Genomic DNA, 22,824 nt, shown 5'->3' on the forward strand with positions numbered 1-22,824 from the left:
CCAACGCAACAGGCGTGCCATCAACCCGCCCGTGGCGCCACCCCCGATCAGATTGCCGGGGGTCTGGGGGCAGAGCCCCCAGGGGAAGCACGCAAGGCGACCAGGCCACCCGCAAGGTGACCACCCGCATGGTCGCCGCCCGCAAGGTGACCACGCTGACGCAGGCGTCCCCCCGTTCTGGGAACCCCCTGCATCACAACGTACTCAGAAGGTCCGACAACTCACGGCAACCGATGCCGAGACCCCACAGGCACCACCAACGGCGTCCCAGAAACCGGATCCTCGACAACCCGGGCATCCAACCCGAAAACCTCCAGCAACATCTGCTCGGTCAACACCTGACCAGGCGTCCCCTGCGCCACGATCCGCCCATCCCGCATGGCCACGATCGTGTCCGCATACCGAGCAGCCAAGTTCAGGTCGTGCAACACCATCACAATCGTCCGCCCCATGGACGAATGCAGCTCCTGAACCAAATCCAGCACATCAATCTGATGAGCAAGATCCAGATAGGTCGTCGGCTCGTCCAGCAGCAACAGATCAGTCCCCTGAGCAAGAGCCATCGAAATCCAGGCCCGCTGCCGCTGCCCCCCGGACAGCTCATCCACAGTCCGCTCTGCCAGATCCAGAATCCCGGTCATGGCCAGAGCAGCATCAACAGCAGCAGCATCATCAGAGGACCACTGCCGATACCAGGCCTGATGCGGATGCCGCCCCCGAGCAACGAGATCGGCGACAGTCAGCCCCTCAGGAGCAGACGGGGCCTGGGGCAACATCCCGAGAACCCGGGCAACATCCCGAGTGGACATCGAATCGATCTGCTTGCCGTCCAGCAGCACAGCACCAGACCGAGCAGGCAGCAACCGCCCCAAGGCCTTCAGCAGAGTCGACTTGCCACACCCGTTGGGCCCGATCACCGCGGTGACGGTGCCGTCGATGATCGACAGGTCGAGGGAGTCGACGACCTGCCGTTCCCCGTAGCCCACGCTCAACGACGAAGCCTCAAGACGCACACTCATACCCGCGCCTCCCGGCGGCTTCGGATCAGCAGGAACATCAGATAGGGCGCACCCAGAACCGCGGTCACGACACCGACCGGCAGCTCGGTGCGGTAGATGGTCCGCGCGACCAGGTCCGACAGCATGACAAGCGCACCGCCGACCACCACAGAACCGAACAACGGCGGCTGGGCGGTCCCGGACAACCGAAGAGCGATCTGCGGCGACGCCAAAGCCACGAACACGATCGGCCCGGCCGCGGCGGTGGCCACCGAGGCCAGCACGATCGCCACGATGATCAGGAACGACCGCGCGACGTTGACCCGCACGCCGAGCCCGCGCGAGGTCTGGTCGTCGAACTGCAAAGCCCCGAGCACGTGGCCGCCGATCAGGGCTACGGGAACCAGCACGACCAGAGCCAGGGCAACGGGCACGACGTGCTCCCAGCCGCGGCCGTTCAGAGAGCCGGTGATCCACACCATCGCCCGGCCCGCGTCCTGCACGTCGCCTACGGTCAGCAGGTAGTGCGTGAAGTTGCCGGCCACGGCGGTGATGCCGATGCCGACCAGGACCATCCGGAAGCCCTCGATGCCCTGCCGCCACGCCAGCGCGTAGACCAGCAGGCCCGCGAGCAGGCCGCCGGTCAGGCCCGCCAGCGGGACGCCGATCGAGGCCGCGCTGCCGGTCACGACGCCCAGCGAACCGGCGAAGGTGATCACCGAGACCGCGCCGGCGCCGGCTCCCCAGGTCACGCCGAGGATGTCGGGCGAGGCCAGCGGGTTGCGCACGATGGCCTGGAAGATCGCGCCGGAGAGTCCCAGCGCGCCGCCGACCAGCAGGCCCGTCAGCGCCCGCGGCATCCGCAGTTCCACGACCACGAACTGGTCGCGGCGCGTGCCGCCGCCCAGCAGCGTGTCGACGACCTGGGTCACCGTCAGGGGGAAGTCGCCGATCATGATGTCGGCGACCAGCAACGCCGCCAGGACGACCAGCGAGGCCGCCACGACCAGCAACGGCCGGCGGCGCAGCCGGAACGAGGCCGCGCCCAGCCTCAGGGCGGGCGCCTCGGCCGCGGGGGTCTTCTCAGCGGTCGTCAAATCTTCACCAGCTTCTTGCGCCGCACCAGGAAGATGAAGAACGGAGCACCGATCAGCGCCAGCATCACGCCGACCTCCACCTCGGACGGGCGGGCGACCACCCGTCCGACGATGTCGGCGAACAGGATCAGGATCGCTCCGAGCAGTGCCGAGTACGGCAGGATCCAGCGGTAGTCGGGGCCGGTGAACGCGCGTGCGATGTGCGGCACCACGAGCCCGAGGAACCCGATCGGCCCGCATGCGGCGACAGCCCCGCCGACCAGCAGCGTGATGGCGAAGATGCCCAGCGACCGCGTCTGGCTGACGTTCACACCCAGCGACTTGGCCACGTCCTCGCCCAGCGACATGGCGTTGAGCCCCGGCGCGTTGAACGCCGCGATGACCAGGCCCGCCAGCAGGAACGGCAGCACCTGCGTCAGCACCGTCAGGTCGCGGCCGGCGATGGCGCCGACCTGCCAGAACCGGAACGCGTCGAGCGACTGCTGGTCGAGCAGCACGATCGCCGACACCAGGCCGTTCATCAGCGCGGAGACCGCGGCACCGGCCAGCGCCAGCGTCACCGGCGACGGACCGCCTCGCCCGGCGGACCCGAGCAGGAACACCAGGACGCTCGCGATCATCGCGCCGGCGAAGGCGAACCAGATGTAGCCGACCAGCGAGTTGACGCCGAGCAGGAAGATCGAGAGCACGACCGCCAGCGCCGCGCCGTGCGTGACGCCGAGGATGCCGGGATCGGCCAGCGGGTTGCGCGTGTGGCCCTGCATGAGAGCGCCACCCACACCGAGTGCGATGCCCACCGCGATGCCGAGCAACGTCCGCGGGACCCGCAGCTCGCGGACCACCACGTCGTCCTCGACGCCGGTCGGCGTGAAGAGACCGTGCCACACCCCGGAAAGCGGGATCTCCTTCGAGCCGATCGCGATGCTCGCCAGGCACACGGCGACCAGCACGACCAGCAGGAAGAGCAGGCCGAACGACCTACGACCCAAGGCCCACCCTCCTCAACCAAGACAGGAGAGGTAAGCCTAACCGAACCACCCTGCCGCACCGGGGTCCAGGGCGCCGGTTCCGGTCACATCTCTGCCCTCTCGGGCAGAAAGACGAGCCCGAGAAGATCGCTGAAGAATGTTCAGTCAACCCGTTGTCGGGTCAACTAAAAAGTCAGCAGCAAGAGTGTTCACGATCTCGTTTGGATAGCACCGTTCCACCTTCTGGGCGGCGGATGGTAGCTGATCGGTCACTCAAATAGCACGAAGGGGTTCCGGGAATCTTCCCCCGGAACCCCTTCGTGTTTTGCCGAATTTCAGCCCTGCTGGTGGTAGGCGTCGAGCACCTCGGCCGGGATGCGGCCGCGGTCCGACACCTTCATGCCCTGCTTGCGGGCCCACTCGCGAATGGCCTGGTTCTGCTCACGGTCCGCCGATGCGGGGCGCGCCTTCACGCTGCCGGCCGGACGGCCGGGCCCAAGACGCTTACGACCACCCGCGCGACGTGCACTTCCCACGAAGTCGGCAAGAGCGTCCCGCAGTTTGCCCGCATTGCCCGAGGAAAGGTCGATGGTGTAGCTGACACCATCCAGTCCGAACTCGACGGTCTCCTCAGCGGTGGAACCGTCCAGATCGTCGACGAGGGTCACCGTGACCTTCTGCGCCATGCGTATCCTCCTGGACCCCGAATGCGCGGTCACCCGCGTCGCCAACTAAAGCCTTCTGCGAGGCAGGTTAGCGCACGGGTGCCGCATTGCACCTATCGACATCCGGAAAGTTACTCATTCAGGGCGAACGAGCGGGAACAAGATGGTCTCCCGGATACCCAGACCGGTGAGCGCCATCAGCAGCCGATCGATACCCATTCCGACACCACCACTCGGTGGCATTCCGTACTCCAGTGATCGCAGAAAGTCTTCGTCGATCGGCATCGCCTCGTGGTCACCGGCGGCCCCGAGACGCGCCTGTGCTTCCAGGCGTTCCCGCTCGATGACCGGGTCGACCAGTTCGGAGTAACCGGTTCCGAGTTCGAATCCGCGCACGTACAGATCCCACTTTTCGGCCACACCCGGCTTGCTGCGGTGCTGCCTGGTCAGCGGGGACGTCTCGATCGGGTAGTCCCGCACGAACGTCGGCGCGTACAGCGAGTCGCACACCAGGTGCTCCCACAGCTCCTCGACCAGCTTGCCGTGCCCGAACTTCGGGTTCAGCTCGAGTTCGTGCCGGTCACAAAGCTTGCGCAGCGCCTCGACGGACGTCTCGGGGGTGATTTCCTCACCAACCGCTCCGGACAACGACTCGTAGATGCTCAGCGTCGTCCATTCACCCGAGAGGTCGTACTCGCTGCCGTCCGCCAGCGTGACGATCTGAGAACCCGTCACGGCTTCCGCCGCTTCCTGGATCAGCTCGCGCGTCAGTACCGCGTTCGAGTCGTACGTGGCGTACGCCTCGTAGTACTCCAGCATCGAAAACTCGGGCGAATGCGACGAGTCCACACCCTCGTTGCGGAAGTTGCGGTTGATCTCGAAGACCTTCTCGATGCCACCGACGACGCAGCGCTTCAAGTACAGCTCCGGCGCGATGCGCAGGAACAGGTCGATGTCGAGCGCGTTCGAGTGCGTGATGAACGGACGCGCGGACGCACCACCCTGCAGCGTCTGCAACATCGGCGTCTCGACTTCGAGGAATCCGCGCCGGTGGAACGAGTCGCGCAGAGAACGAACGACGTTCGCACGGGTCCGAACAGTGTCGCGCGCCATCGGCCTGAGGATCAGGTCGACGTATCGCTGACGAATGCGGGTTTCCTCGCCGAGTTCCTTGTGCGCTACCGGCAACGGACGCAGCGACTTCGACGTCAGCTGCCACCCGTCGGCCATCACGGAAAGCTCGCCACGACGTGAGCTGATGACCTCACCGCTCACGAAAACGTGGTCGCCGAGGTCGACGTCGGTCTTCCACTCGGAAAGTGCTTCTTCACCGACACCGGCGAGGCTCAGCATCGCCTGCAGTTCGGTGCCGTCGCCTTCGCGCAACGTCGCGAAGCACAGCTTTCCGGTGTTGCGCATGAACATCACGCGCCCGGTCACACCGACCTGCTGACCGGTCTGGGTGTCGGGTTCGAGTTCGGGATGCGCTTCGCGAATCTCGCGCAACGTGTGCGTGCGCGCGACTTCGACGGGATAGGGCTCCTTGCCGGAAGCGAGCAGCCGCGCACGCTTCTCCCGGCGCACGCGCATCTGCTCTGGCAGGTCTTCTTCGCTGGTCACGAGGTTTTGCTTCGGCTGCTCACTCACGCCGAGAAGGGTACGGACACCGGTGAAGTCAAAGCGAACCGGATACCACTAAATCGTTGGAAGATCGGCAGGTCGCTCCGACCAGACCAACCCGGACACCGGTGAACTCACTAAGTTGGGGTGATGGATCTACACGCGAGGCGAGCGGACTCGTTCGGCGCGCAGGCCGAGGCCTACGCCGAACACCGGCCTGACTATCCCGTGGCGGCGATCCGGTGGGCTTTGGAGCCGCTGGGCGACAGGACCGAGCGCCTGGACGTGCTCGACCTCGCCGCCGGCACCGGCAAGCTGACCGCGGGTCTCGTCGCGGAGGGCCACTGCGTGACCGCCGTGGAGCCCAACGAGCAGATGTTGTCCGAGCTGGTGCGCCGCGTTCACGGCGTGCGCGCGCTACCGGGTCACGCCGAGCACATCCCCGTTCCCGACCAGACGGTCGACGCGGTGTTCGTCGGCACCGCGTTCCACTGGTTCGACCAGGAGAAGGCGCTGCCGGAGATCGCCCGCGTGCTGCGGCCCGGCGGGGTGCTGGCGGCCATGTGGGCCGAGCCGGCCACGGACGTCGAGTGGGTGCGCGAACTGGAGCAGGTGTCGGCGAGCAGCGTCGAGTCGCAGCGGCACGACCCCGTCTCGATCATGGCGCACCCGTTGTTCGCGAAGGAGGAGCGCGCCACCTTCCCGCACTCGCACCGCCGTGACTCACCGGAAGCCGCCATCGCGTGGATCAACACGCACTCACGGCTGATCGTGATCGACGACGAGGAGCGCGCCGCGATCAACGAGAAGATGCTCGCGTTCCTGCACCAGCGCCCGGAGACGTCGAACGGGCCGTTCGACGTCCCCCTGGTCGCGGAGGTCTTCCGGACGGTGCGCGTCAGCGAGTAGCGGTCATGTTGCGCTCGAACACCATGCGCAGGCCCAGCAGGGTCAGGTCGGGCACGTGGTGCGCGATCGTCGAGGACTCGGAGACGACCAGAGGAGCGAGCCCGCCCGTGGCGATGACCGTCACGGGACCGGGATCGGTCTGCTGGAGCTCCTCGGTGATCTTGCGCACCAGCCCGTCCACCTGGCCGACGAACCCGTAGACGATGCCGGACTGCAGGCACTCCACGGTGTTCTTGCCGATCACGTTGCGGGGCCTGACCAGCTCGACCTTGCGCAGCTGGGCGGCGCGGGAGGCGAGGGCGTCGACCGAGATCTCGATGCCCGGCGCCAGCGCGCCGCCGAGGAACTCGCCACGCGACGAGATCACGTCGAGGTTCGTGGACGTGCCGAAGTCGACCACGATGCACGAGGTCGCGTAGAGGTGGTGCGCGGCCAGCGTGTTGATCACGCGGTCCGAGCCCACCTCCTTCGGGTTGTCGACGAGCAGCGGGACACCGGTCTTCACGCCCGGCTCCACCAGGATCTTCGGCACCGCGTCGTAGTAGCGGCCGAGCATGACCCGCAGCTCGCGCAGCACCGCGGGCACGGTGGACAGCGCGGAGATGCCGGTGATCTTGTCGGCGTACTCGCCGAGCAGCCCGCGCATGGTCAGCGCGAGCTCGTCGGCGGTCATCCTGGCGTCGGTGCGCATCCGCCAGTCGCGCACGAGCGGGGCCGAGTCGCCGACCCCGTCGTACAGACCGAGCACGATGTTGGTGTTGCCGACGTCGATGGCGAGCAGCACGTTGCGTTTCCTTAGTTCTCGGCCTGGATCAACGCGTCCAGCGCTGTCGCTTCCACGGTCTCAGACGAAGGCGCGCTCGTGGAGCCGTTCACCAGACCGGACCCCTCCGGGGCGTGCGCGGGGTCGCTGCCGAGGTCGACGACCTTGTTGTCGGCGTCCACGAACACGACGCGCGGCTTGTAGGCGCGCGACTCCGCGTCGTCCATCTGCCCGTACGCGATCAGGATCACGATGTCGCCGGGGTGCACGAGGTGCGCCGCCGCGCCGTTGATGCCCAGCACGCCGGTGCCGCGCTCGCCGGGGATGACGTAGGTCTCCAGCCGGGCGCCGTTGGTGACGTCGACGATGGCGACCTGTTCACCGGCCAGCAGGTCGGCGGCCTCCATCAGGTCCTCGTCCACCGTCACCGAGCCGACGTAGTGCAGGTCGGCCTGCGTCACGGTGGCGCGGTGGATCTTGGACTTCAGCATCGTGCGGAACATGTCACTCCCCCTGCTCGTCGCCTTCACCGAGCAACACCGCGATGTTGTCGATCAGGCGGGTGGTACCGACGCGGGCCGCGACCAGCAGCCGCGCGTCGCCGTTCTCCGGTGCGGGACCGAGGTCGACCCCGCGCAGCTCCAGGTAGTCCACTTCGACCTCGGGCGTCTGCGCCAGCACGTCGTGCGCGGCCTTGAGCACCGCGTCCCCTCCCTGCGACGACACGTACGCGCCGGCGGTGAGCGCGGCGGACAGCGTCACGGCGTGATGGCGCTCTTCCGGGCTCAGGTAGGCGTTGCGCGACGACAGCGCGAGGCCGTCGTACTCGCGGACGGTCGGCACGCCGACGACGTCGAGCGGGAAGTTGAGGTCGCGCGCCATCTTGTGGATGAGCTGCAGCTGCTGGTAGTCCTTCTGCCCGAACACCGCGTACGTGGGTTGCACGATGTTGAACAGCTTCGACACGACGGTGAGCACGCCCGCGAAGTGGCCGGGGCGGACCACGCCCTCCAACTCGTCGCCCAGCGGTCCGGGGTGCACGGTGACCTGTGCGCCCTCGGGGTACATGTCCTCCGCGGACGGCGCGAAGACGATGCCCACGCGTTCCTGACGGCAGATGTCCACATCGGACTCGAACTGGCGCGGGTACTTCGCGAGGTCCTCGTTCGGCCCGAACTGCAACGGGTTCACGAAGATCGACACGACGACCACCGTGTTCTGCATGACCTGCGCCTCGCGGATCAGCTGCCGGTGGCCCGCGTGCAGGGCGCCCATCGTGGGCACCAGCGCGACGTTGCGCCCGGCGTTGCGCAGCGCCCTGATCACCCTGTTCAGGCGGACCGGGTCGCGGTGCACCGTGACGTCGTCCGGGCGGTAGTCGTCCTTGGTCAGTGGCTTCGTCACGTCAGTCCTCAAGAGTGGTGCGAACGTCGTTGGCCGCGTCGGGCTTGAGCAGCCCTGACTCCTCGGCCCGCTCGGCGGTGCGGCGGGCGAGCACGCGGTAGCTGGGAAGGATCTCGGGTGCCTGCTGCGCGAGCACGCCGAGGTGCTTGCGCAAGGTACCCGTGTCGCCTCGGGCGACCGGACCGGTCAGGGCGCGGTCGCCGTGGCGCAGCGCGTTGTCGAGCGCGGCGGACAGCAGCGGGCCGAGCAGGCGCTCGGCGTTGGCGACCCCGGAGCCGGTGAGCAGGTCCGCGGCGTCGCGGACCAGCGTGATCAGGTGGTTCGCGCCGTGGGCCAGCGCCGAGTGGTAGAGCGGGCGGACGGCCTCGGGGATCCTGACCGGTTCCGCGTCCATCTCGACGACCAGCGCCTCGCCGACGCTCCAGGCCACCTCGTCGCCGTCCGCGGCGGTGACGCCGACGCACGCGGCGCTCATCCGCTGCAGGTCCTCCGCGCGACCGGTGAACGTCATGACCGGGTGCAGCGCGATCGTGAGCGCGCCCAGTCCGGCGGCGGGTTCGAGGACCTGCACGCCCATCGCGCCGCTGGTGTGCACGACGATCTGGCCCGCGCGCAGCGACTCGGTGGCGACGAGGCCCTTGACCAGGCCTTGCAGCTCGTCGTCCGGCACGGCCAGCAGCACCAGGTCGGCGCGCGCGGCGACCTCGGTGGGGTCGGCGACGGGGATGTCGGGCAGCAGCTCGTCCGCGCGGTTGCGCGAGGCTTGCGAGACGGCGGAAACGCCGGTCACCACGTGGCCCGCTCTGGCCAGCGCGGCGCCCAGCACGGAACCGACGCGGCCTGCCGAGATGACACCGACGGCGAGCCTCGCCGGACGTGGGGTCGCGTCCATGCGACTAACTCCTTCTGACGTTCCAGTCCCTTGTGCGGGTACCGGACGACGCCGCCGAGGGTAGCTCCGCCGAGTGCCCGTGCACCCGCTCGGTGACCGGATTCACCGACGGGCGGCTGCCCTGGCGGCGTGCAGCGAGTCGAGCAGCACCCCGTGGCGCTGCTCGGCGCTCTGACCGGCCGTTCCCTGCTCGATGCGGTGCCGCAGGAAGGCCAGTTCGGTGACGGCGATCTGGTAGCTCTTCACGGCCTTGACCGCCGCGTCACCCGACTTGCGCTTGACCGCCCTCAGCCAGTTCCGGCGGCCGTTGAGGCTGGCCAGCAGGGCGACCTCGCTGTTGGCGATCCACCGGTTCTGCGCCATCGCGGCGAGTTGCCCCGCGACGATCCGCTGCTCGCGCCTGCGCTGCCACACCACGATCGTGACGGCGCCGGCGAACACCGGGACCATGATCAGGAAGTACAGGTTGATGAAGGCCGAACCGGTGCCGACGGTGGTCGAGAAGTTCCACAGCGAGTGCAGCCCGACGGCCGTGAGGTAGCCGCCGATAGGCGCGATGACGCGGACCGTGGGGTTGCCGGTGGTCGCCGCTATGCCGACGCCGATGCCCGTCATGGCCGTGAACAGCGGGTGTGCGAACGGCGAGAGCACCCCGCGCAGCACGAACAGCGCGATCACACCGCCGCTCATGTCGCCGAGGCCGTTCTCCAGGAAGACCCGGCCGAAGTACCAGATGTTCTCGGTGAACGCGAAGCCCGCGGCCGTGATGCCGGCGTAGACCATGCCGTCCACGACACCGTCGAACTCGTGGCGGCGGCGGACGAACACGGCGATGAGGAACACGGCCTTCGTGGCCTCCTCGACGATCGGCGCCCCGACCACGGCCGTGAACGTCGTTCCGTCGTCGGTCAGCAGGTTGCCGAGCACCCTGGACGTCTGGTTGAACGCGAGCGAGCTGATCGTCGCGCCGCACGAACCCCAGATGAACGCGAAGAGCAGCATCTTCGCCGGTTCCGGTTCCCAGCGGTCGATCCAGAGGAATGCGCTCACCACGAACGCGACGGGGATCAGCGCCGCGGCGGCACCGACGAGCAGCGGCTCGATGCCGATGCTCGACGTGCCCAGTGCGAACAGCACGAGCCCGGCCGCGGCGAGCGCGATCAACGCCACCACGGGGAACAGGACGGTCCAGCGGCGCTGCTCGATGCGCTTCTTCGTCGGCGTCGGCATGGGGTCGGCGTCGGTCACGAGAAATGACCTTAGATGCACACTTGTCCGATGTTCGACTGGGAAGCCGCTTGGCACGCCGCGCTGTACGGCCCCGGTGGCTTCTTCGCCCGCGGCGAGAAGCCGTCCGCGCACTTCCGGACGTCTCCGCTGGTCGGCCCGGAGCTCGCCGAGGCCCTGCTGACGTTGTTGTCGCGGGTGGACGCCGCGCTCGGATTTCCCCCGGTCGTGGACTTCGTGGACGTGGGTGCGGGTGGGGGTGAACTGGCGTTCGCGGTGCGTTCGCTGGCGTCCGGTTCGCTGGCGTCGCGGCTTCGGGTGACCGCGGTCGAGGTCGGTCCTCCCGTTGAGCTGCCTGGGGTGCGGTGGACGACGTCCGTGCCCTCGTGCGTCGGGCTGCTGGTCGGGCACGAGTGGCTCGACGCGATCCCGTGCCCGGTGGTGACCGGGCCTTCCGCCGATCCCTGGATCACCCGGTGGTGGCCTTCGCTGGCCGATGGCGAGCTGGCCGAGGTTGGTTCGCCGCGGGACGTGGCCTGGGCTGCCGCCGTGTCGTCGGTGCGTGGTGCGGCTTTGGCGATCGACTACGGGCATCTCGTGTCTTCGCGGCGTTTCACGCTGACCGGGTATCGGGGTGGGCGGCAGGTCGAGCCCGTGTTCGACGGGTCTTGTGACATCACGGCGCACGTTGCTTTTGACGCTTGCGCTGCTGCGGCCGGCGGGGACCGGGTTCTGGTGTCGCAGCGGGATGCTTTGCGCGCCTTGGGGTTGAGCGGTTCTGTTGCCGGTGCCGGGTGGGACTGGTTGGAGTCGGCTGCTCGGGCCGGGCGGATCGCGGAGTTGCGTGATCCTGCCGGGCTGGGTGGCTTCGGGTGGTTGCTGCACGGGAACGGGGTGGCGGTCGCGGACCTGCTGCCCGCGCTGCCGCCCTGGCGTCCGAATCCCGCCAGCTTTCCGGTGTGGTGACGACGATCGTTGGGGCATGCGAATCCACAACGTCCTGCCCTCGGCCGCGCTGTCCGACCCCGGCCGCGAGTACCGCGCCTCCGAGCCCGGCGTGCCGCTGCGGTGTTGTCTGCGCAAGTCGCTGGCCGGTGAGCCGGTCTGGTTGTTCCGGCACTCGCCTTCGGTCGGGAAGGGCCCGTACTCCGAGGTCGGCCCGATCTTCACGCACGTGGACTGCCCGGACACGCCCTCGCTGGATCGTCTCCCCGTAGAATTGTTGAACAATCCCCGTATCCTACGTTCCTACAACGCCGCAGGTCAGATCCACGACGGCGAGGTGGTGGAGCCCGGATCGTTCGATCGTACGATCGCCGGATTGTTCAACAATCCCGCAATCGAGGCGATCCAGGTGCGAAGCCTGTCGCACGGGTGCTTCTTCTTCGCGGTCACCAGGTCGTGAACCTGGCCGTGGTGCGCCGCGGCCAGACCTGATGCAACTGGGCCGGGACCTGGACTCGGTCAGGGCAGGTCCAGCCTGAGCCTGGACGCAGGCTGGGCCAGGGCGAATGCGGTCCCGCCTGATCCGGTGCAGCTCGACACAGTCACCTCGGATGCGATCACATCCGACTTGGCCCAGTCCGACCCAGCCGCCTCCGATTCAACTGCTCGGCCAAGACCGATGCGGCCACACGTGCTGCCGGGCCCGAGCGGTCAGGCCCGACGCAGCCACCCCCACGCGGCCGCTTCCGACCCGGTCGCTTCCGACACACCCAGGCACGGACCGCGACCCCCTCGACCGTGCGGCGGCGGATTCCCGGCCCGTGAAACCATGCTCGAGTGAGCGAGCAGATCACCGTCGGCGTAGGCGCAGGCGCCCGCTACCTGGGTGTGGACCGCGTGATCGACCTGGGCCCACTGCACCCGTCGGCCCACGGCGCCTACCGGCTGCGCCTGACCGTCACGCCAGAACTCGTGATCACCGCTGCCGAACCGCTGGTGGGCCACCTCCACCGCGGCGCCGAGAAGCTCTTCGAGGTGCGTGACTACCGGCAGGTCCTGACGCTCGCCAACCGCCACGACTGGCTTTCGGCGTTCTGCAACGAACTGGCTGTCGCCCTGGCCGTGGAACGCATGACGGGCATGGACGTCCCGGCCCGCGCCCAGTGGCTGCGGGCCCTGCTGTGCGAGCTGAACCGCCTGATGGCGCACATGGTCTTCCTGACCCCGTTGTCCCCCAACGCCGCCACGTACCGCGAGGGCGTGCAGGCGCTGATGGAGGAGGCGTCGGGCGGGCGCATCCACTTCATGTTCAACAGGATCGGCGGCCTGCGCGAGGACGTCCCGGCCGGCTGGACCGAGCGGGTCGCCACCTTCCTGTCCACTGTGGACGTCACGACGCTGACCGTCGATTTCGCTGCCCTCGAAGGACTTGGGGTCCTGCCGTACGACGACGCACTGGCGTACGGCGTCACCGGGCCCATCGGGCGAGCCAGTGGGGTGGACTTCGACCTGCGCCGTGACGACCCGTTGCCCGCTTACAGGACCTTGGGCTTCTCCCCCGTGGTCCGGACCGGGGGTGATGCGGCCGCGCGCGTCCGGTGCCTCGTCGACGAGGTCCTGAAGTCGGTGGAGCTGGCTCGGGCGTGCCTGGAGCAGTTGCCGCAGGGGCCGGTGAACCTCCGGCTGCCCAAGGCCATCAAGGCACCCGAGGGTTCTGTCTACACGCGCGTCGAGGCGCCGTTGGGTACTTCCGGTGTGCACCTGTCGTCGCGTGGCGAGAAGACGCCGTGGCGGCTCAAGCTCCGCACGCCGTCGTTCAACAACGTTCAGGCGCTGTCCGCGCTGCTGCCCGGCACGAAGGTGGACGACCTGCCAGCCGTGCTGAGCTCGTTCGCCGTCGTCGTCGGCGACATCGACAAGTAACGACTAGTCGTCGCGGCGGCGACGGCGGCGCGGTGCGTCGCCTCCGCCCAGCGAGGCCAGCAGTTCGCTCACCGACTTGCCGTCCGCGTGTGCGCCCGACGGGTCTTCCGGGGCGGCGCGGCGGCCCGTCGAGACCGCGGGCAGGCGGGTGGACGAGTCCTCGGCGACGCGGCGGCCGGAGACCGGGGGCTCGTCGGCCGGGGAACGCCGGCTGGGCGACACCGCCGGGAGCCTGGCCGACGACTGCTCGGCGGCGGAACGGCGGCCCACCGGGGGCAGCGACACCAGCGAGTCCTCGGAGGCGGTGCGGCGGGGTGACCGCTCCTCGGAGCGGCGGCTGGAGCTCGGGGCCGGGGCGTCCGGCTTCAGGGTCTCCCACGAGCCGCTGTCCTGCACCGGGGTCGGAGCCGCGGCCTGGGCCGAGCGGTCGTCCGCGCGGCGGCGGCCTCCGCCGGCGGCCAGGGCCTTCGGGTCGATCATCTCGGTGCGCTCGGCCACGCGGGAACGGGGCTCGGGCTTGCGGGTCTCGACCGGCTTCGCGGCTGCCGCGGGAGACTTCGGGGGCTGCTCCGGGCGCGACGACGGTTCCGGACGCGACAGCGCCTCGGTGCGGGCCGGGGGCTGCGGCGGGCGTTGCACCCGCTCGGTGCGGTGGACCTGCGCCTGCACCGGCGGGGCCTTCACGGTGGGGGGCGGCGGGGCCTTCTGGGGAGCCTGGGCGGCGCCACCGAGCCTGGCCGAGACGGCCGCGGCCGCCGAGGGGCGGGGCTGCGGGCGGGGCGGTTCCTGCTTCGCGGCCTTCAGGGGCTCGCGGCGGACCACGGCGGGTTGCGGGCGCGGCGAGTTCCTGGCCGGGTCCGGGCGCACGGGCTCGGGGCGCGCCTGCTCGCGGCGCGGGGGCTGCATCTTGGCGTCGTGGGCGACGCGCTCGATCAGTTCGGTGCGCTCGGACGGCTTCTCCGAGGTGATGGACGACGTCGCGGTGATCACCGGTTTGGAGTTGATGACGCGCTGTTCGGGCGACGCCGTCAGCCGGGCGGCTTCCGAACCGATCGAGCGCAGGCGGGTCGACTCGGCGCGCAGGGCCACGCGTTCGACGAGGACGTCACCACCGAGCAGGGCCTGGAGGTTGTCGCGCAGCGAGTGGAGATCGGCGCGCAGGGCCTCGATGTCCGCGCGCGACTCCTCCTCGATGCGCTTGCGGGTCTCCGACTCGATCTCGAGCTCGTACTCGCGGCGCGCGGCGACCTCGCGCTCCAGTTCCAGTTCGTAGACGGACTGGAGATCGGCCACCTCGTCGTCACGTTCGGTGACCTGCCTGCGGTACCTCGCGGCGAGGAAGGCGCCCACCAGGGCCGCCCACAACGCGGCCACCACGGCCAGACGCAGCATGCGGGCGCTGTCGCTCAGCACGAGCACCGCCGCGGCCACGAGGGCGAGCGCCAATGCCGCTACCAACAGCAATCGCCCTGAGCCACGACCGTGATCATCTTGCTCGTCGGCGGTCGACGCGCCTCGCCCGGTCATGCGCACTACGGTACCGCGTAGTTATGTGACTGAGACCTACGGCCGGGTATCTATTCCTTCCCGGAACTCTCTTCCGGGGTCTTGCAGCAGTGCTCCAGCCACAGCGCGGCAGCCGTCAGCGCGACCGCCGCGATCATCCCGACAACGGCCGCCACCAGGTCGTTCGAGGCTGCGGGGAACGAGTCGCGGACGGGCAGCACGAAGATCAGCAAGCCGGTCCAGGCACCGAACATCAAAGCGCCCAGAACGGACGAGGCCTTCGCCAGCACGACCGCTCGGGCGGCCGTCAGCGGCTGCACCGGACGCGCGCCCTGCCGGCGCTGGATCCTGGCCCGCAACGAGAACGCGAACACGGTCTCCACGACCGCGATGACGAACAGCGTCGACCCGGCCAGCAGGGGCAACGGCGGCAACGAGTCGTACGTGAGCCGCAGCAGCAGATGCGCCAGCAGACCGCCGACGATCGCAACGGCCGCGAGATCGCGGGGACGGGTGAACTTCACGCTTCCATCCAACCCGAAAGCACGAGATCGTCGCGCCGCCGCACGCCTTCGGCCGAGAACTCCAGCCCCGCAACGGGTCCGTGGCCCGTCAGCACCGCGTCCGGCTCGACGTCGAGCCACGGCACGAGGACTGTTGCGCGCTCAAACGCCCCAGGATGTGGCAGGAGCAGCTCCGGGTGGTCCGAAGTCACCCCGTCCACCGAAACCACGTCCACGTCCAACGTGCGGGGGCCCCAGCGCTTCTCCCGCACGCGCCCGGCGGCGTTCTCCAGCGCCTGACCGCGCCGCAGCCAGCCCCACTCGTCCACGTCGTCCGAGGAGACGATCACGATGGCGTTCAGGAAGTCCGGCTGGTCCTCGACGCCCCACGCCGCCGTCTCGTACACCGGCGAAACGGCGACGACGAACGGCCGCAACCCGTCCACGACGGACTGCAGGAACCGCAACCGGTCGCCGAGGTTCGAGCCGATCGAGAGGACCGCGCGGCTCAACGGGCCTCCTTGGGCAGCGGCGCGGCCAGCCGGCGCGACCGGCGGATCGTCACCGACACGTCGTCGAACGTCAGCGGGATCGGCGCGGACGGCTTGTGCAGCGTCACCTCGACCGCGTGCAGCCTCGAGTCCGCCATCGCGGCGTCGGCGATCCGGCCGGCCACGGTCTCGATGAGATCGCACGGCTCACCACCGATGATCGCCGCGGCCATCTCGGCCAGTTCGCCGTAGTGGTAGGTCTCCTTCAGGTCGTCCGTGCGGGACGCCGCGCTCAGGTCCAGCCAGAGCGTGATGTCCGCGACGAACTCCTGCCCGTCGCGCTTCTCGTGCTCGAACACCCCGTGGTTGCCGCGCACCCGCAGGCCCGTCAACGCGATCCGGTCAGCCATGTCCCCGCCTCCACGCACCGGCGACGGCGACCGCGTCCAGCGTCCGGTCGACGTCGTGCACCCGCACACCCCACGCTCCGTTGAACGCGGCCAGAGCGGACACCGCCGCGGTCGCGTCCTCCCTGCCGTCCGGTGGACGGTCGCCGAGCAACGTGCCGAGGAAGCGCTTGCGCGACGCCCCCACCAGCACCGGGAAGCCCAGCTCGACCAGTTCGTCCAGGCGCTGCAACAACTCCCAGTTGTGGTCGCCGAGCTTCGCGAACCCCAGCCCCGGGTCGAGCACGATGCACGACTCCGCGACGCCGGCGGCCAGCGCGGCCTCGACGCGTTCCAGCAACTCCGTGCGCACGTCCGTCACCACGTCGTCGTACGTCGCCAGCGTGTCCATCTCCGTGCTGTGCCCACGCCAATGCATGAGCACGTACGGAACTCCGGCAGCGGCGACGACAGCGGCCATCCCGGGATCGGCCAGGCCACCGGAGACGTCGTTCACGATCGACGCGCCCGCCTCCAACGCCGCCGCGGCGACAGAGGCGCGCATGGTGTCCACGCTGACCGGCACGCCTTCACCCGTCAGCGCCCTGATCACCGGCACGATGCGGGCGATCTCCTCGGCCGGCTCGACGCGCCCGGCACCGGGCCGGGTCGACTCGCCACCCACGTCGATCATGTCCGCACCGCGCTCGAACATCTCGACGCCGTGCGCGACCGCGTCCCGCCGGTCGATGTAGCGGCCGCCGTCGGAGAACGAATCGGGCGTCACGTTCAGCACGCCCATCACGACGCAGCGGCCGGGACGAGGCAGACCGTTCACCTCGACCGGCCCCTGATCAGTTCGATCGCTTCCGCCCGTGAGGACGCGGACGTGCGCAGCAACCCCCGCACCGCCGACGTCGTCGTGCGGGAACCTGGCTTGCGCACACCGCGCATGCCCATGCACAGGTGCTCGGCCTCCACCACGACGATCACGCCGCGCGGTTCGAGCTTGCGCACCAGGGCGTCCGCGACCTGCGACGTCAGCCGCTCCTGCACCTGCGGCCGCTTCGAGTAGAGGTCGACGAGCCTCGCGAGCTTCGACAACCCCGTCACGCGGCCGTGCTCGTTCGGGATGTACCCGACGTGCGCGACGCCGTGGAACGGCAGCAGGTGGTGCTCGCAGAAGCTGAACATCGGGATGTCCGTGACGAGGACGAGCTCCTCGTGGCTCTCGTCGAACGTCTTCGCCAGCACGCTGTCCGCGTCGGTGTAGAGACCGGCGAACAACTCCTGGTAAGCGCGCGCCACCCGTGCGGGTGTCTCGCGCAGGCCTTCGCGCTCCGGATCCTCACCGCACGCGATCAGCAACTCGCGCACCGCAGCCTCGGCACGGGCGTGGTCGAAGACCCGCCGCGCGGAGACGCCGGCCTCCCCGTCTTGGGTGAGGCCGGCGTCTCCGTCACGCTGGTGTTGCTCGGTCACTGCCGCTCGTCCTGGTCGGGCTGCGGCTTCTTCGGCTCCCAGACGTTGTGCGGCTTGCCGCCGGGCACCGTCGCCGGGGTCCATCCGGGCGGGGCGCCGTAGTTCGGCGGACCCGCCTGGTTCGAAGGCTGACCGGGCTGGTGAACGCCGTTCGACCCGTTGGGCGACGGCAGCGCCTCGGTGGCCGGTTCCGCGGCAGCGGGCTCTGCCTGCTGCGTCTCCGGCTCGTCGTCGAGGGTGTCCTCGACGATCGGCGGCCACGGCTCGCCGCGCTCCCTGGCGAGCTCACCAGGGGTCTTGATCGGCGGGATGTCGGACGGCCTGCGGTCACCGAAGTCGTTGAACTGGGTGATGCGCGGCCGCTTCTCGACGCGGGCGAAGATCCGCTCCAGTTCCTTCTGGTGCAGGGTCTCCTTCTCGATCAGCTCGAGCGTGAGGTCGTCGAGGACGTCGCGGTAGGTGACGAGCACCTCGTACGCCTCGGTGTGCGCGGCCTCGATGAGCTTGCGCACCTCCTCGTCGATCTCGTGCGCGACCTCCAGCGAGTAGTCCGCCTGGCGACCGGCCGAGCGTCCGAGGAACGGCTCGCCCTGCTCCTGCCCGTACTTCACGGCGCCGAGCTTCGCGCTCATGCCGTACTCGGTGACCATCGCGCGGGCGATCTTCGTCGCCTGCTCGATGTCGTTGGACGCACCCGTCGTGGGCTCGTGGAAGACGAGCTCCTCGGCGGAACGGCCACCCAGTGCGAACACCAGTCGCGCGATCATCTCGGACCTGGTCATCAGGTCCTTGTCCTCTTCCGGCACCGACAGGGTGTGACCACCCGTGCGGCCGCGGGCCAGGATCGTGACCTTGTAGACCGGGTCGATGTCCGGCATCGCCCACGCGGCCAGGGCGTGCCCTGCCTCGTGGTACGCGGTGATCTTCTTCTCCTTCTCGGAGATGATCCGGCTCTTGCGGGCCGGACCGCCGATCACGCGGTCCACCGACTCCTCGAGCGCCGCACCGTCGATGGTGTGGCCGTTCTGGCGCGCGGTGAGCAGTGCGGCCTCGTTGATGACGTTCGCGAGGTCGGCGCCGGAGAACCCGACGGTGCGCTTCGCGAGGCCGTCGAGGTCCGCGTCCGCGGCCAGCGGCTTGCCCTTCGAGTGCACCCGGAGGATCTGCTTGCGGCCCTTCAGGTCCGGTACGGACACCGGGATCTGACGGTCGAAGCGGCCGGGGCGCAGCAGGGCGGGGTCGAGGATGTCGGGGCGGTTCGTCGCCGCGATCAGGATGATCCCGCCGCGCGAGTCGAAGCCGTCCATCTCGACGAGCAGCTGGTTCAGCGTCTGCTCGCGCTCGTCGTGGCCACCGCCCATACCCGCGCCGCGGTGACGGCCCACCGCGTCGATCTCGTCGACGAAGATGATGCACGGCGCGTTCTGCTTGGCCTGTTCGAACAGGTCACGCACACGCGAGGCACCGACACCGACGAACATCTCGACGAAGTCCGAACCGGAGATCGAGTAGAACGGCACGCCCGCCTCGCCGGCGACGGCTCGGGCGAGCAGCGTCTTGCCGGTACCGGGCGGGCCGTAGAGCAGCACGCCCTTCGGGATCTTGGCGCCCAGTGCCTGGTAGCGGCCGGGGTTCTGGAGGAAGTCCTTGATCTCTTCCAGTTCCTCGACGGCCTCCTGGGCACCGGCGACGTCGGCGAACGTCGTCTTGGGCATGTCCTTGGACAACTGCTTGGCCTTGGACTTGCCGAAGTTCAGAACGCGGTTGCCGCCGCCCTGAGCGTTGTTCATCATCCACATGAGCAGCAGCAACAACAGGCCGAGCGGCACGAGGTAGATCAAGATCTGCATCAGGATGGACTCCTGGCTGACCTTGGTCTCGACGGTCGGCTTGTTGCCGGCCTGGTCGAGGACGGTGAAGATCTCGTCCGTCGAGCTGGCCGGGAACTGCGTGATCAGGCGGTTGCTGCCCTCGAAGGTGGTGCCGTCGGTGAGGGTGAGTCGGAGACGCTGCTCCTTGTCCTCGATCGTGGCTTCCTTGACCTTGCCGTCCCGAACCTGTTGGAGCGCTTGAGACGTTTTCACGGGGTGGTAGCCCCGCGAGTCGTCAAAGAGGACGGTGAAGACGAAGTAGAGCAGCAACACCGCAGCGATCCACAGCAGCGGGTTGCGAAGCAGGCGCTTGCGGTCCATGCACTTACGGCCGGGGGCGGCCTCGACCCTCCCTGACTTGCGCGTCGGGCAGTGGAAGACCCACATACCGCGTCCTACCAGCCTACCGCTCGCTGGCTGGGTACTGAGCAACCAACGGGCGGGGGCGATCCGTGGTTCCCGCGGGTGACCCCCACCACGCATGTTCACGCAGTTTGGTTCATCCGGAACAAATACGGCCGTCCAGTCGAGTGACGCAGGTCACGCCATCTCATTACGTTTGCGGGTCACATGTCATCCTCATTCATCCCCCGAGTGTTCTCCCGCCACTCGAAAGAGTGAACACGTGACCGAAGGTAAGTAACTGTATGTCAGCACGTCATACGTCCCCAGGATTGTTCCGGCGGGTGGCCCTTCCCGTGGCCGCCCTGCTCGGGGTGGTCGCGGCGGCGGGCGTCACGGTCGTGGCACTGCGTGCCACCAGCGGTGCCGACTGCTCCGGCGCACTGCCGTTGAAGATCGCCGTCACCCCAGCCGCCCTGGATGTGGTGAACGCGGCGGCGCAGGACTACCAGCGATCACAGCCGGTCGTGCGCGGCCGGTGCGTCCAGGTCCAGGTCGAGTCGCGCAACGCGGCCGACGTGGCGAACGAGCTCCCCACCGCGCAGATCAACCCCCACTCGCTCTGGATCCCGGACTCCTCGATGTGGGCCGCCGAGGCCCAGCGCCAGTCCGCCGAGACCGGCCCGGAGGCCCCGAAGCTCGACATCAAGCCCTCGCTGGCGTCGAGCCCGCTGGTGATGGCGGGCTCCGAACAGGCGATGTCCAAGATCGGCTTCCCGGTCACCCCCGTCTCGTGGGCCAAGGTCGTGGACCCGAAGGTCCAGATCTCCATGAGCGACCCGACGATGACGTCCGAGGGCCTCGCCTCGCTGTTCGTGATCCGCACCCTGCTGGGCAACCCGGACGGAACGCCCAAGCCTGAACTGGTCGGCACCCTCCTGCGCGTGGGCCGCAGCGCCGTCCCGTCGGTCCGCGACTCGTTCGGCAAGGTCGTCACCGACGCGGGGAAGGCACCGCTCTTCGCCGCGACCGAACAGTCGGTGGTCACCAACAACCGCGCGGCGAAGGACAACGCCGTCCTGGCCGCCCCGCCCAAGGAGGGCACGCTCTCGTTCGACTACCCCCTCGTCCGGGTCTCCCGCCCGAACGAGACCGAGGGCATCGGCGAGGCGGCGGCCGAGTTCGAGAAGGTCCTGCGCTCCGGCGACACCTCCAAGCGCTTCGGCGAGGCCGGCTTCCGCACGGTGAGCGGCGCCGCCCCCGCGAAGTGGAGCACCGACGTGGAGGGCGTGCAGGCGGGCGACGTCAAGCTGATCGAGACCCCGAACGCCGACCAGGTCTCCGAACTGCTGCGCACGTGGGGCGCCATCAGCCTCGACATGCGCATGCTGACGGTCATCGACGTCTCCGGCTCGATGATCGAGAAGAGCGGCAACGGCAAGACCCGCGTGGAAGCCGCCACCGAGGCGTCCATGACGGCTCTCTCGATGCTCCCGGACACCACGGCGATCGGCCTCTGGGCGTTCTCCACCGACAAGAAGCCGCCGAACGACTGGATCGAACTGGTCCCGATCGGCCCGCTGGGCGAACCCCTGGCAGGCGTGACCCGCCGCAAGCGCCTGGAGGCGGGCGCCTCCCAGCTGCCGGGCCTCGTAGGCGGCGGCACGGCCCTGAACGACACGACCCTGGCGGCCTACCGCCACGTCCTGAAGGGCTACGACCCGTCGAAGGTCAACTCGGTCGTCCTGATGACCGACGGCCGCAACGACGACATCTCGTCGATCGACACCAACGCCCTGATCGAGACCCTGAAGCGGGAGTCCGACCCCGCGAAGCCCGTCCCGGTCATCATGGTGGGCCTCGGCGACGAGGTGGACATGGACGCGCTCCGCGCGATCTCCGCCGCCACGGGTGGCAAGGCGTACCAGGCACCCAACCCGGAGGACATCCGCGCCGTGCTGCTGGACGCCGTCTCGCAGCGGCGGTGCCGTCCGAACTGCTGATTCCTTCTTTTCGCGACGCGCCGGGTTTCCTTCTGGAGGCCCGGCGTTGTCGTTTGTGGTCCCTGCCGGCTCACGCATGGCGAACACGTATGTGGGCGTGGCGAACCTTCCGAACCTTCAAGTTGGGTAGCGGTTCGGGTTCTTCGAAGCGATTGGGCCTTACCTGGAGGGAACCACCTGCCCGCAACCCGCCCCGCACGGCCACCAGGCACCCCGACAACGCAAAACGGGGGCGCAGCCAACCGGCCACGCCCCCGCCTCACGCAAGCTCAGTTGGAGTAGACCTTCGGATCCAGCGTGCCGATGTACGGCAGATCCCGGTACCGCTCCGCATAATCCAGCCCGTACCCGACGACGAACTCGTTGGGGATGTCGAAGCCGACGTACTTCACCGGCACCTCGACCTTCACCGCGTCGGGCTTGCGCAGCAGCGTGCACACCTGCAGCGACTTGGGCTTGCGCGACTGCAGGTTCTTGAGCAGCCACGACAGGGTCAGTCCCGAGTCGATGATGTCCTCGACGATCACCACGTTGCGGTCGGCGATGTCGCGGTCCAGGTCCTTCAGGATGCGCACCACGCCGGACGACGACGTGGACGACCCGTAGGACGAAACGGCCATGAATTCGAGCTGCACCGGAACGGGCAGCGCGCGGGCAAGGTCGGCCATGAACATCACGGCGCCCTTGAGCACAGTGATCAGCACGAGGTCGGAGTCACCTTCTGGGTGATCAGCCGCGACCTGCTTGGCGAGTTCGGTGACCTTGTCGCTGATCTCCTGCTCGGTGATGAGCACGGATGCGATGTCGCCGTCGTACACGGACAGGTCCC

The 22,824-nt window shown here is 68.9% G+C and carries 23 protein-coding genes; 5 read left to right on the forward strand and 18 right to left on the reverse strand.

The features are described from left to right. Positions 1 to 221: 221 nt before the first annotated feature. The 5 genes from DFR72_RS34205 to lysS form a co-directional block, all read right to left on the reverse strand. Complete coding sequence (locus tag DFR72_RS34205) at positions 222 to 1,019, reverse strand: ABC transporter ATP-binding protein (RefSeq protein ID WP_090069935.1); 798 nt, start codon at positions 1,017 to 1,019, stop codon at positions 222 to 224. Continuing rightward, complete coding sequence (locus DFR72_RS34210; RefSeq protein ID WP_245983740.1) at positions 1,016 to 2,095, reverse strand: FecCD family ABC transporter permease; 1,080 nt, start codon at positions 2,093 to 2,095, stop codon at positions 1,016 to 1,018. The genes DFR72_RS34205 and DFR72_RS34210 overlap by 4 nt, the downstream gene beginning before the upstream one ends. Next, a complete protein-coding gene (locus DFR72_RS34215) occupies positions 2,092 to 3,084 on the reverse strand; it encodes a FecCD family ABC transporter permease (protein ID WP_090069933.1) in 993 nt (330 codons plus the stop codon). Before DFR72_RS34215 ends, DFR72_RS34210 begins: the two co-directional genes overlap by 4 nt. A 314-nt stretch (positions 3,085 to 3,398) precedes the next feature. Continuing rightward, positions 3,399 to 3,749: a histone-like nucleoid-structuring protein Lsr2 gene (locus tag DFR72_RS34220; protein ID WP_030477509.1), complete on the reverse strand. Its 351-nt coding sequence runs from the start codon at positions 3,747 to 3,749 to the stop codon at positions 3,399 to 3,401. A gap of 114 nt (positions 3,750 to 3,863) precedes the next feature. After that, entirely contained in the window at positions 3,864 to 5,318 is a 1,455-nt protein-coding gene (lysS, locus tag DFR72_RS34225) for a lysine--tRNA ligase (RefSeq protein WP_090070065.1), read from the reverse strand. A gap of 180 nt (positions 5,319 to 5,498) precedes the next feature. Here lysS and DFR72_RS34230 point away from each other — a divergent pair, with 180 nt between their 5' ends. Continuing rightward, complete coding sequence (locus tag DFR72_RS34230; protein WP_090069932.1) at positions 5,499 to 6,257, forward strand: class I SAM-dependent methyltransferase; 759 nt, start codon at positions 5,499 to 5,501, stop codon at positions 6,255 to 6,257. Here DFR72_RS34230 and DFR72_RS34235 read toward each other — a convergent pair. The 5 genes from DFR72_RS34235 to DFR72_RS34255 form a co-directional block, all read right to left on the reverse strand. Next, a complete protein-coding gene (locus DFR72_RS34235) occupies positions 6,247 to 7,041 on the reverse strand; it encodes a type III pantothenate kinase (RefSeq protein WP_090069930.1) in 795 nt (264 codons plus the stop codon). The genes DFR72_RS34230 and DFR72_RS34235 overlap by 11 nt on opposite strands. Positions 7,042 to 7,052: 11 nt before the next feature. Next, positions 7,053 to 7,523 carry an aspartate 1-decarboxylase gene (gene panD / locus DFR72_RS34240; protein ID WP_090069929.1) on the reverse strand — a complete coding sequence of 157 codons (471 nt, stop codon included), beginning with the start codon at positions 7,521 to 7,523 and terminating at the stop codon, positions 7,053 to 7,055. A 1-nt stretch (position 7,524) separates the two neighbouring features. Next, positions 7,525 to 8,424 (reverse strand): pantoate--beta-alanine ligase, encoded by a 900-nt coding sequence (panC, locus tag DFR72_RS34245; RefSeq protein WP_090069927.1) that lies wholly within the window; start codon positions 8,422 to 8,424, stop codon positions 7,525 to 7,527. Position 8,425: 1 nt separating this feature from the next. Continuing rightward, complete coding sequence (locus tag DFR72_RS34250; protein WP_090069925.1) at positions 8,426 to 9,316, reverse strand: Rossmann-like and DUF2520 domain-containing protein; 891 nt, start codon at positions 9,314 to 9,316, stop codon at positions 8,426 to 8,428. 102 nt (positions 9,317 to 9,418) lie between these two features. Further along, positions 9,419 to 10,546: a PrsW family intramembrane metalloprotease gene (locus DFR72_RS34255; RefSeq protein WP_090070064.1), complete on the reverse strand. Its 1,128-nt coding sequence runs from the start codon at positions 10,544 to 10,546 to the stop codon at positions 9,419 to 9,421. Between the two features lie 48 nt (positions 10,547 to 10,594). Between DFR72_RS34255 and DFR72_RS34260 the strand changes: the two genes are divergently transcribed. The 3 genes from DFR72_RS34260 to DFR72_RS34270 all read left to right on the forward strand — a co-directional run bounded on the left by DFR72_RS34260 (position 10,595) and on the right by DFR72_RS34270 (position 13,411). Then, positions 10,595 to 11,509: an SAM-dependent methyltransferase gene (locus tag DFR72_RS34260; RefSeq protein ID WP_090069924.1), complete on the forward strand. Its 915-nt coding sequence runs from the start codon at positions 10,595 to 10,597 to the stop codon at positions 11,507 to 11,509. Positions 11,510 to 11,525: 16 nt separating this feature from the next. Next, positions 11,526 to 11,948 carry a DUF1203 domain-containing protein gene (locus DFR72_RS34265; protein ID WP_090069922.1) on the forward strand — a complete coding sequence of 141 codons (423 nt, stop codon included), beginning with the start codon at positions 11,526 to 11,528 and terminating at the stop codon, positions 11,946 to 11,948. A gap of 377 nt (positions 11,949 to 12,325) precedes the next feature. Beyond that, on the forward strand, positions 12,326 to 13,411 hold the full coding sequence (locus tag DFR72_RS34270) for an NADH-quinone oxidoreductase subunit D (protein WP_090069920.1): 1,086 nt from the start codon (positions 12,326 to 12,328) through the stop codon (positions 13,409 to 13,411). 3 nt (positions 13,412 to 13,414) lie between these two features. On the opposite strand, the gene DFR72_RS34275 is transcribed toward DFR72_RS34270, so the two are convergent. Genes DFR72_RS34275 through ftsH form a run of 7 tightly spaced genes read right to left on the reverse strand, consistent with a single transcriptional unit; the run spans position 13,415 to position 19,971 of the window. Then, positions 13,415 to 14,938 (reverse strand): DUF6779 domain-containing protein, encoded by a 1,524-nt coding sequence (locus tag DFR72_RS34275; RefSeq protein ID WP_143086887.1) that lies wholly within the window; start codon positions 14,936 to 14,938, stop codon positions 13,415 to 13,417. Between the two features lie 50 nt (positions 14,939 to 14,988). Further along, complete coding sequence (locus tag DFR72_RS34280; RefSeq protein ID WP_090069917.1) at positions 14,989 to 15,441, reverse strand: DUF3180 domain-containing protein; 453 nt, start codon at positions 15,439 to 15,441, stop codon at positions 14,989 to 14,991. Beyond that, complete coding sequence (gene folK, locus DFR72_RS34285) at positions 15,438 to 15,932, reverse strand: 2-amino-4-hydroxy-6-hydroxymethyldihydropteridine diphosphokinase (protein WP_090069916.1); 495 nt, start codon at positions 15,930 to 15,932, stop codon at positions 15,438 to 15,440. Before folK ends, DFR72_RS34280 begins: the two co-directional genes overlap by 4 nt. After that, positions 15,929 to 16,321, reverse strand: coding sequence for a dihydroneopterin aldolase (folB, locus tag DFR72_RS34290; RefSeq protein ID WP_090069914.1), 393 nt, complete (start codon positions 16,319 to 16,321; stop codon positions 15,929 to 15,931). Before folB ends, folK begins: the two co-directional genes overlap by 4 nt. After that, positions 16,314 to 17,099 carry a dihydropteroate synthase gene (folP, locus tag DFR72_RS34295; RefSeq protein ID WP_090070061.1) on the reverse strand — a complete coding sequence of 262 codons (786 nt, stop codon included), beginning with the start codon at positions 17,097 to 17,099 and terminating at the stop codon, positions 16,314 to 16,316. Before folP ends, folB begins: the two co-directional genes overlap by 8 nt. A gap of 32 nt (positions 17,100 to 17,131) precedes the next feature. After that, the gene (gene folE / locus DFR72_RS34300; RefSeq protein ID WP_090069913.1) at positions 17,132 to 17,779 is read right to left on the reverse strand and encodes a GTP cyclohydrolase I FolE; all 648 of its coding nucleotides are present in this window, start codon (positions 17,777 to 17,779) and stop codon (positions 17,132 to 17,134) included. Next, the gene (gene ftsH / locus DFR72_RS34305) at positions 17,776 to 19,971 is read right to left on the reverse strand and encodes an ATP-dependent zinc metalloprotease FtsH (RefSeq protein WP_090069911.1); all 2,196 of its coding nucleotides are present in this window, start codon (positions 19,969 to 19,971) and stop codon (positions 17,776 to 17,778) included. Before ftsH ends, folE begins: the two co-directional genes overlap by 4 nt. A 365-nt stretch (positions 19,972 to 20,336) precedes the next feature. On the opposite strand from ftsH, the gene DFR72_RS34310 reads away from it, so the two are divergent. Then, positions 20,337 to 21,995: a substrate-binding and VWA domain-containing protein gene (locus DFR72_RS34310; protein ID WP_245983742.1), complete on the forward strand. Its 1,659-nt coding sequence runs from the start codon at positions 20,337 to 20,339 to the stop codon at positions 21,993 to 21,995. A gap of 269 nt (positions 21,996 to 22,264) precedes the next feature. Here the strand turns inward: DFR72_RS34310 and hpt are convergent, their stop codons facing one another. After that, a complete protein-coding gene (gene hpt / locus DFR72_RS34315) occupies positions 22,265 to 22,813 on the reverse strand; it encodes a hypoxanthine phosphoribosyltransferase (protein ID WP_090069908.1) in 549 nt (182 codons plus the stop codon). Between the last annotated feature and the right edge of the window lie 11 nt (positions 22,814 to 22,824).

Origin of the sequence: Lentzea flaviverrucosa (assembly GCF_003350445.1) — a bacterium.
GTDB classification, from domain to species: Bacteria; Actinomycetota; Actinomycetes; order Mycobacteriales; family Pseudonocardiaceae; genus Lentzea; species Lentzea californiensis.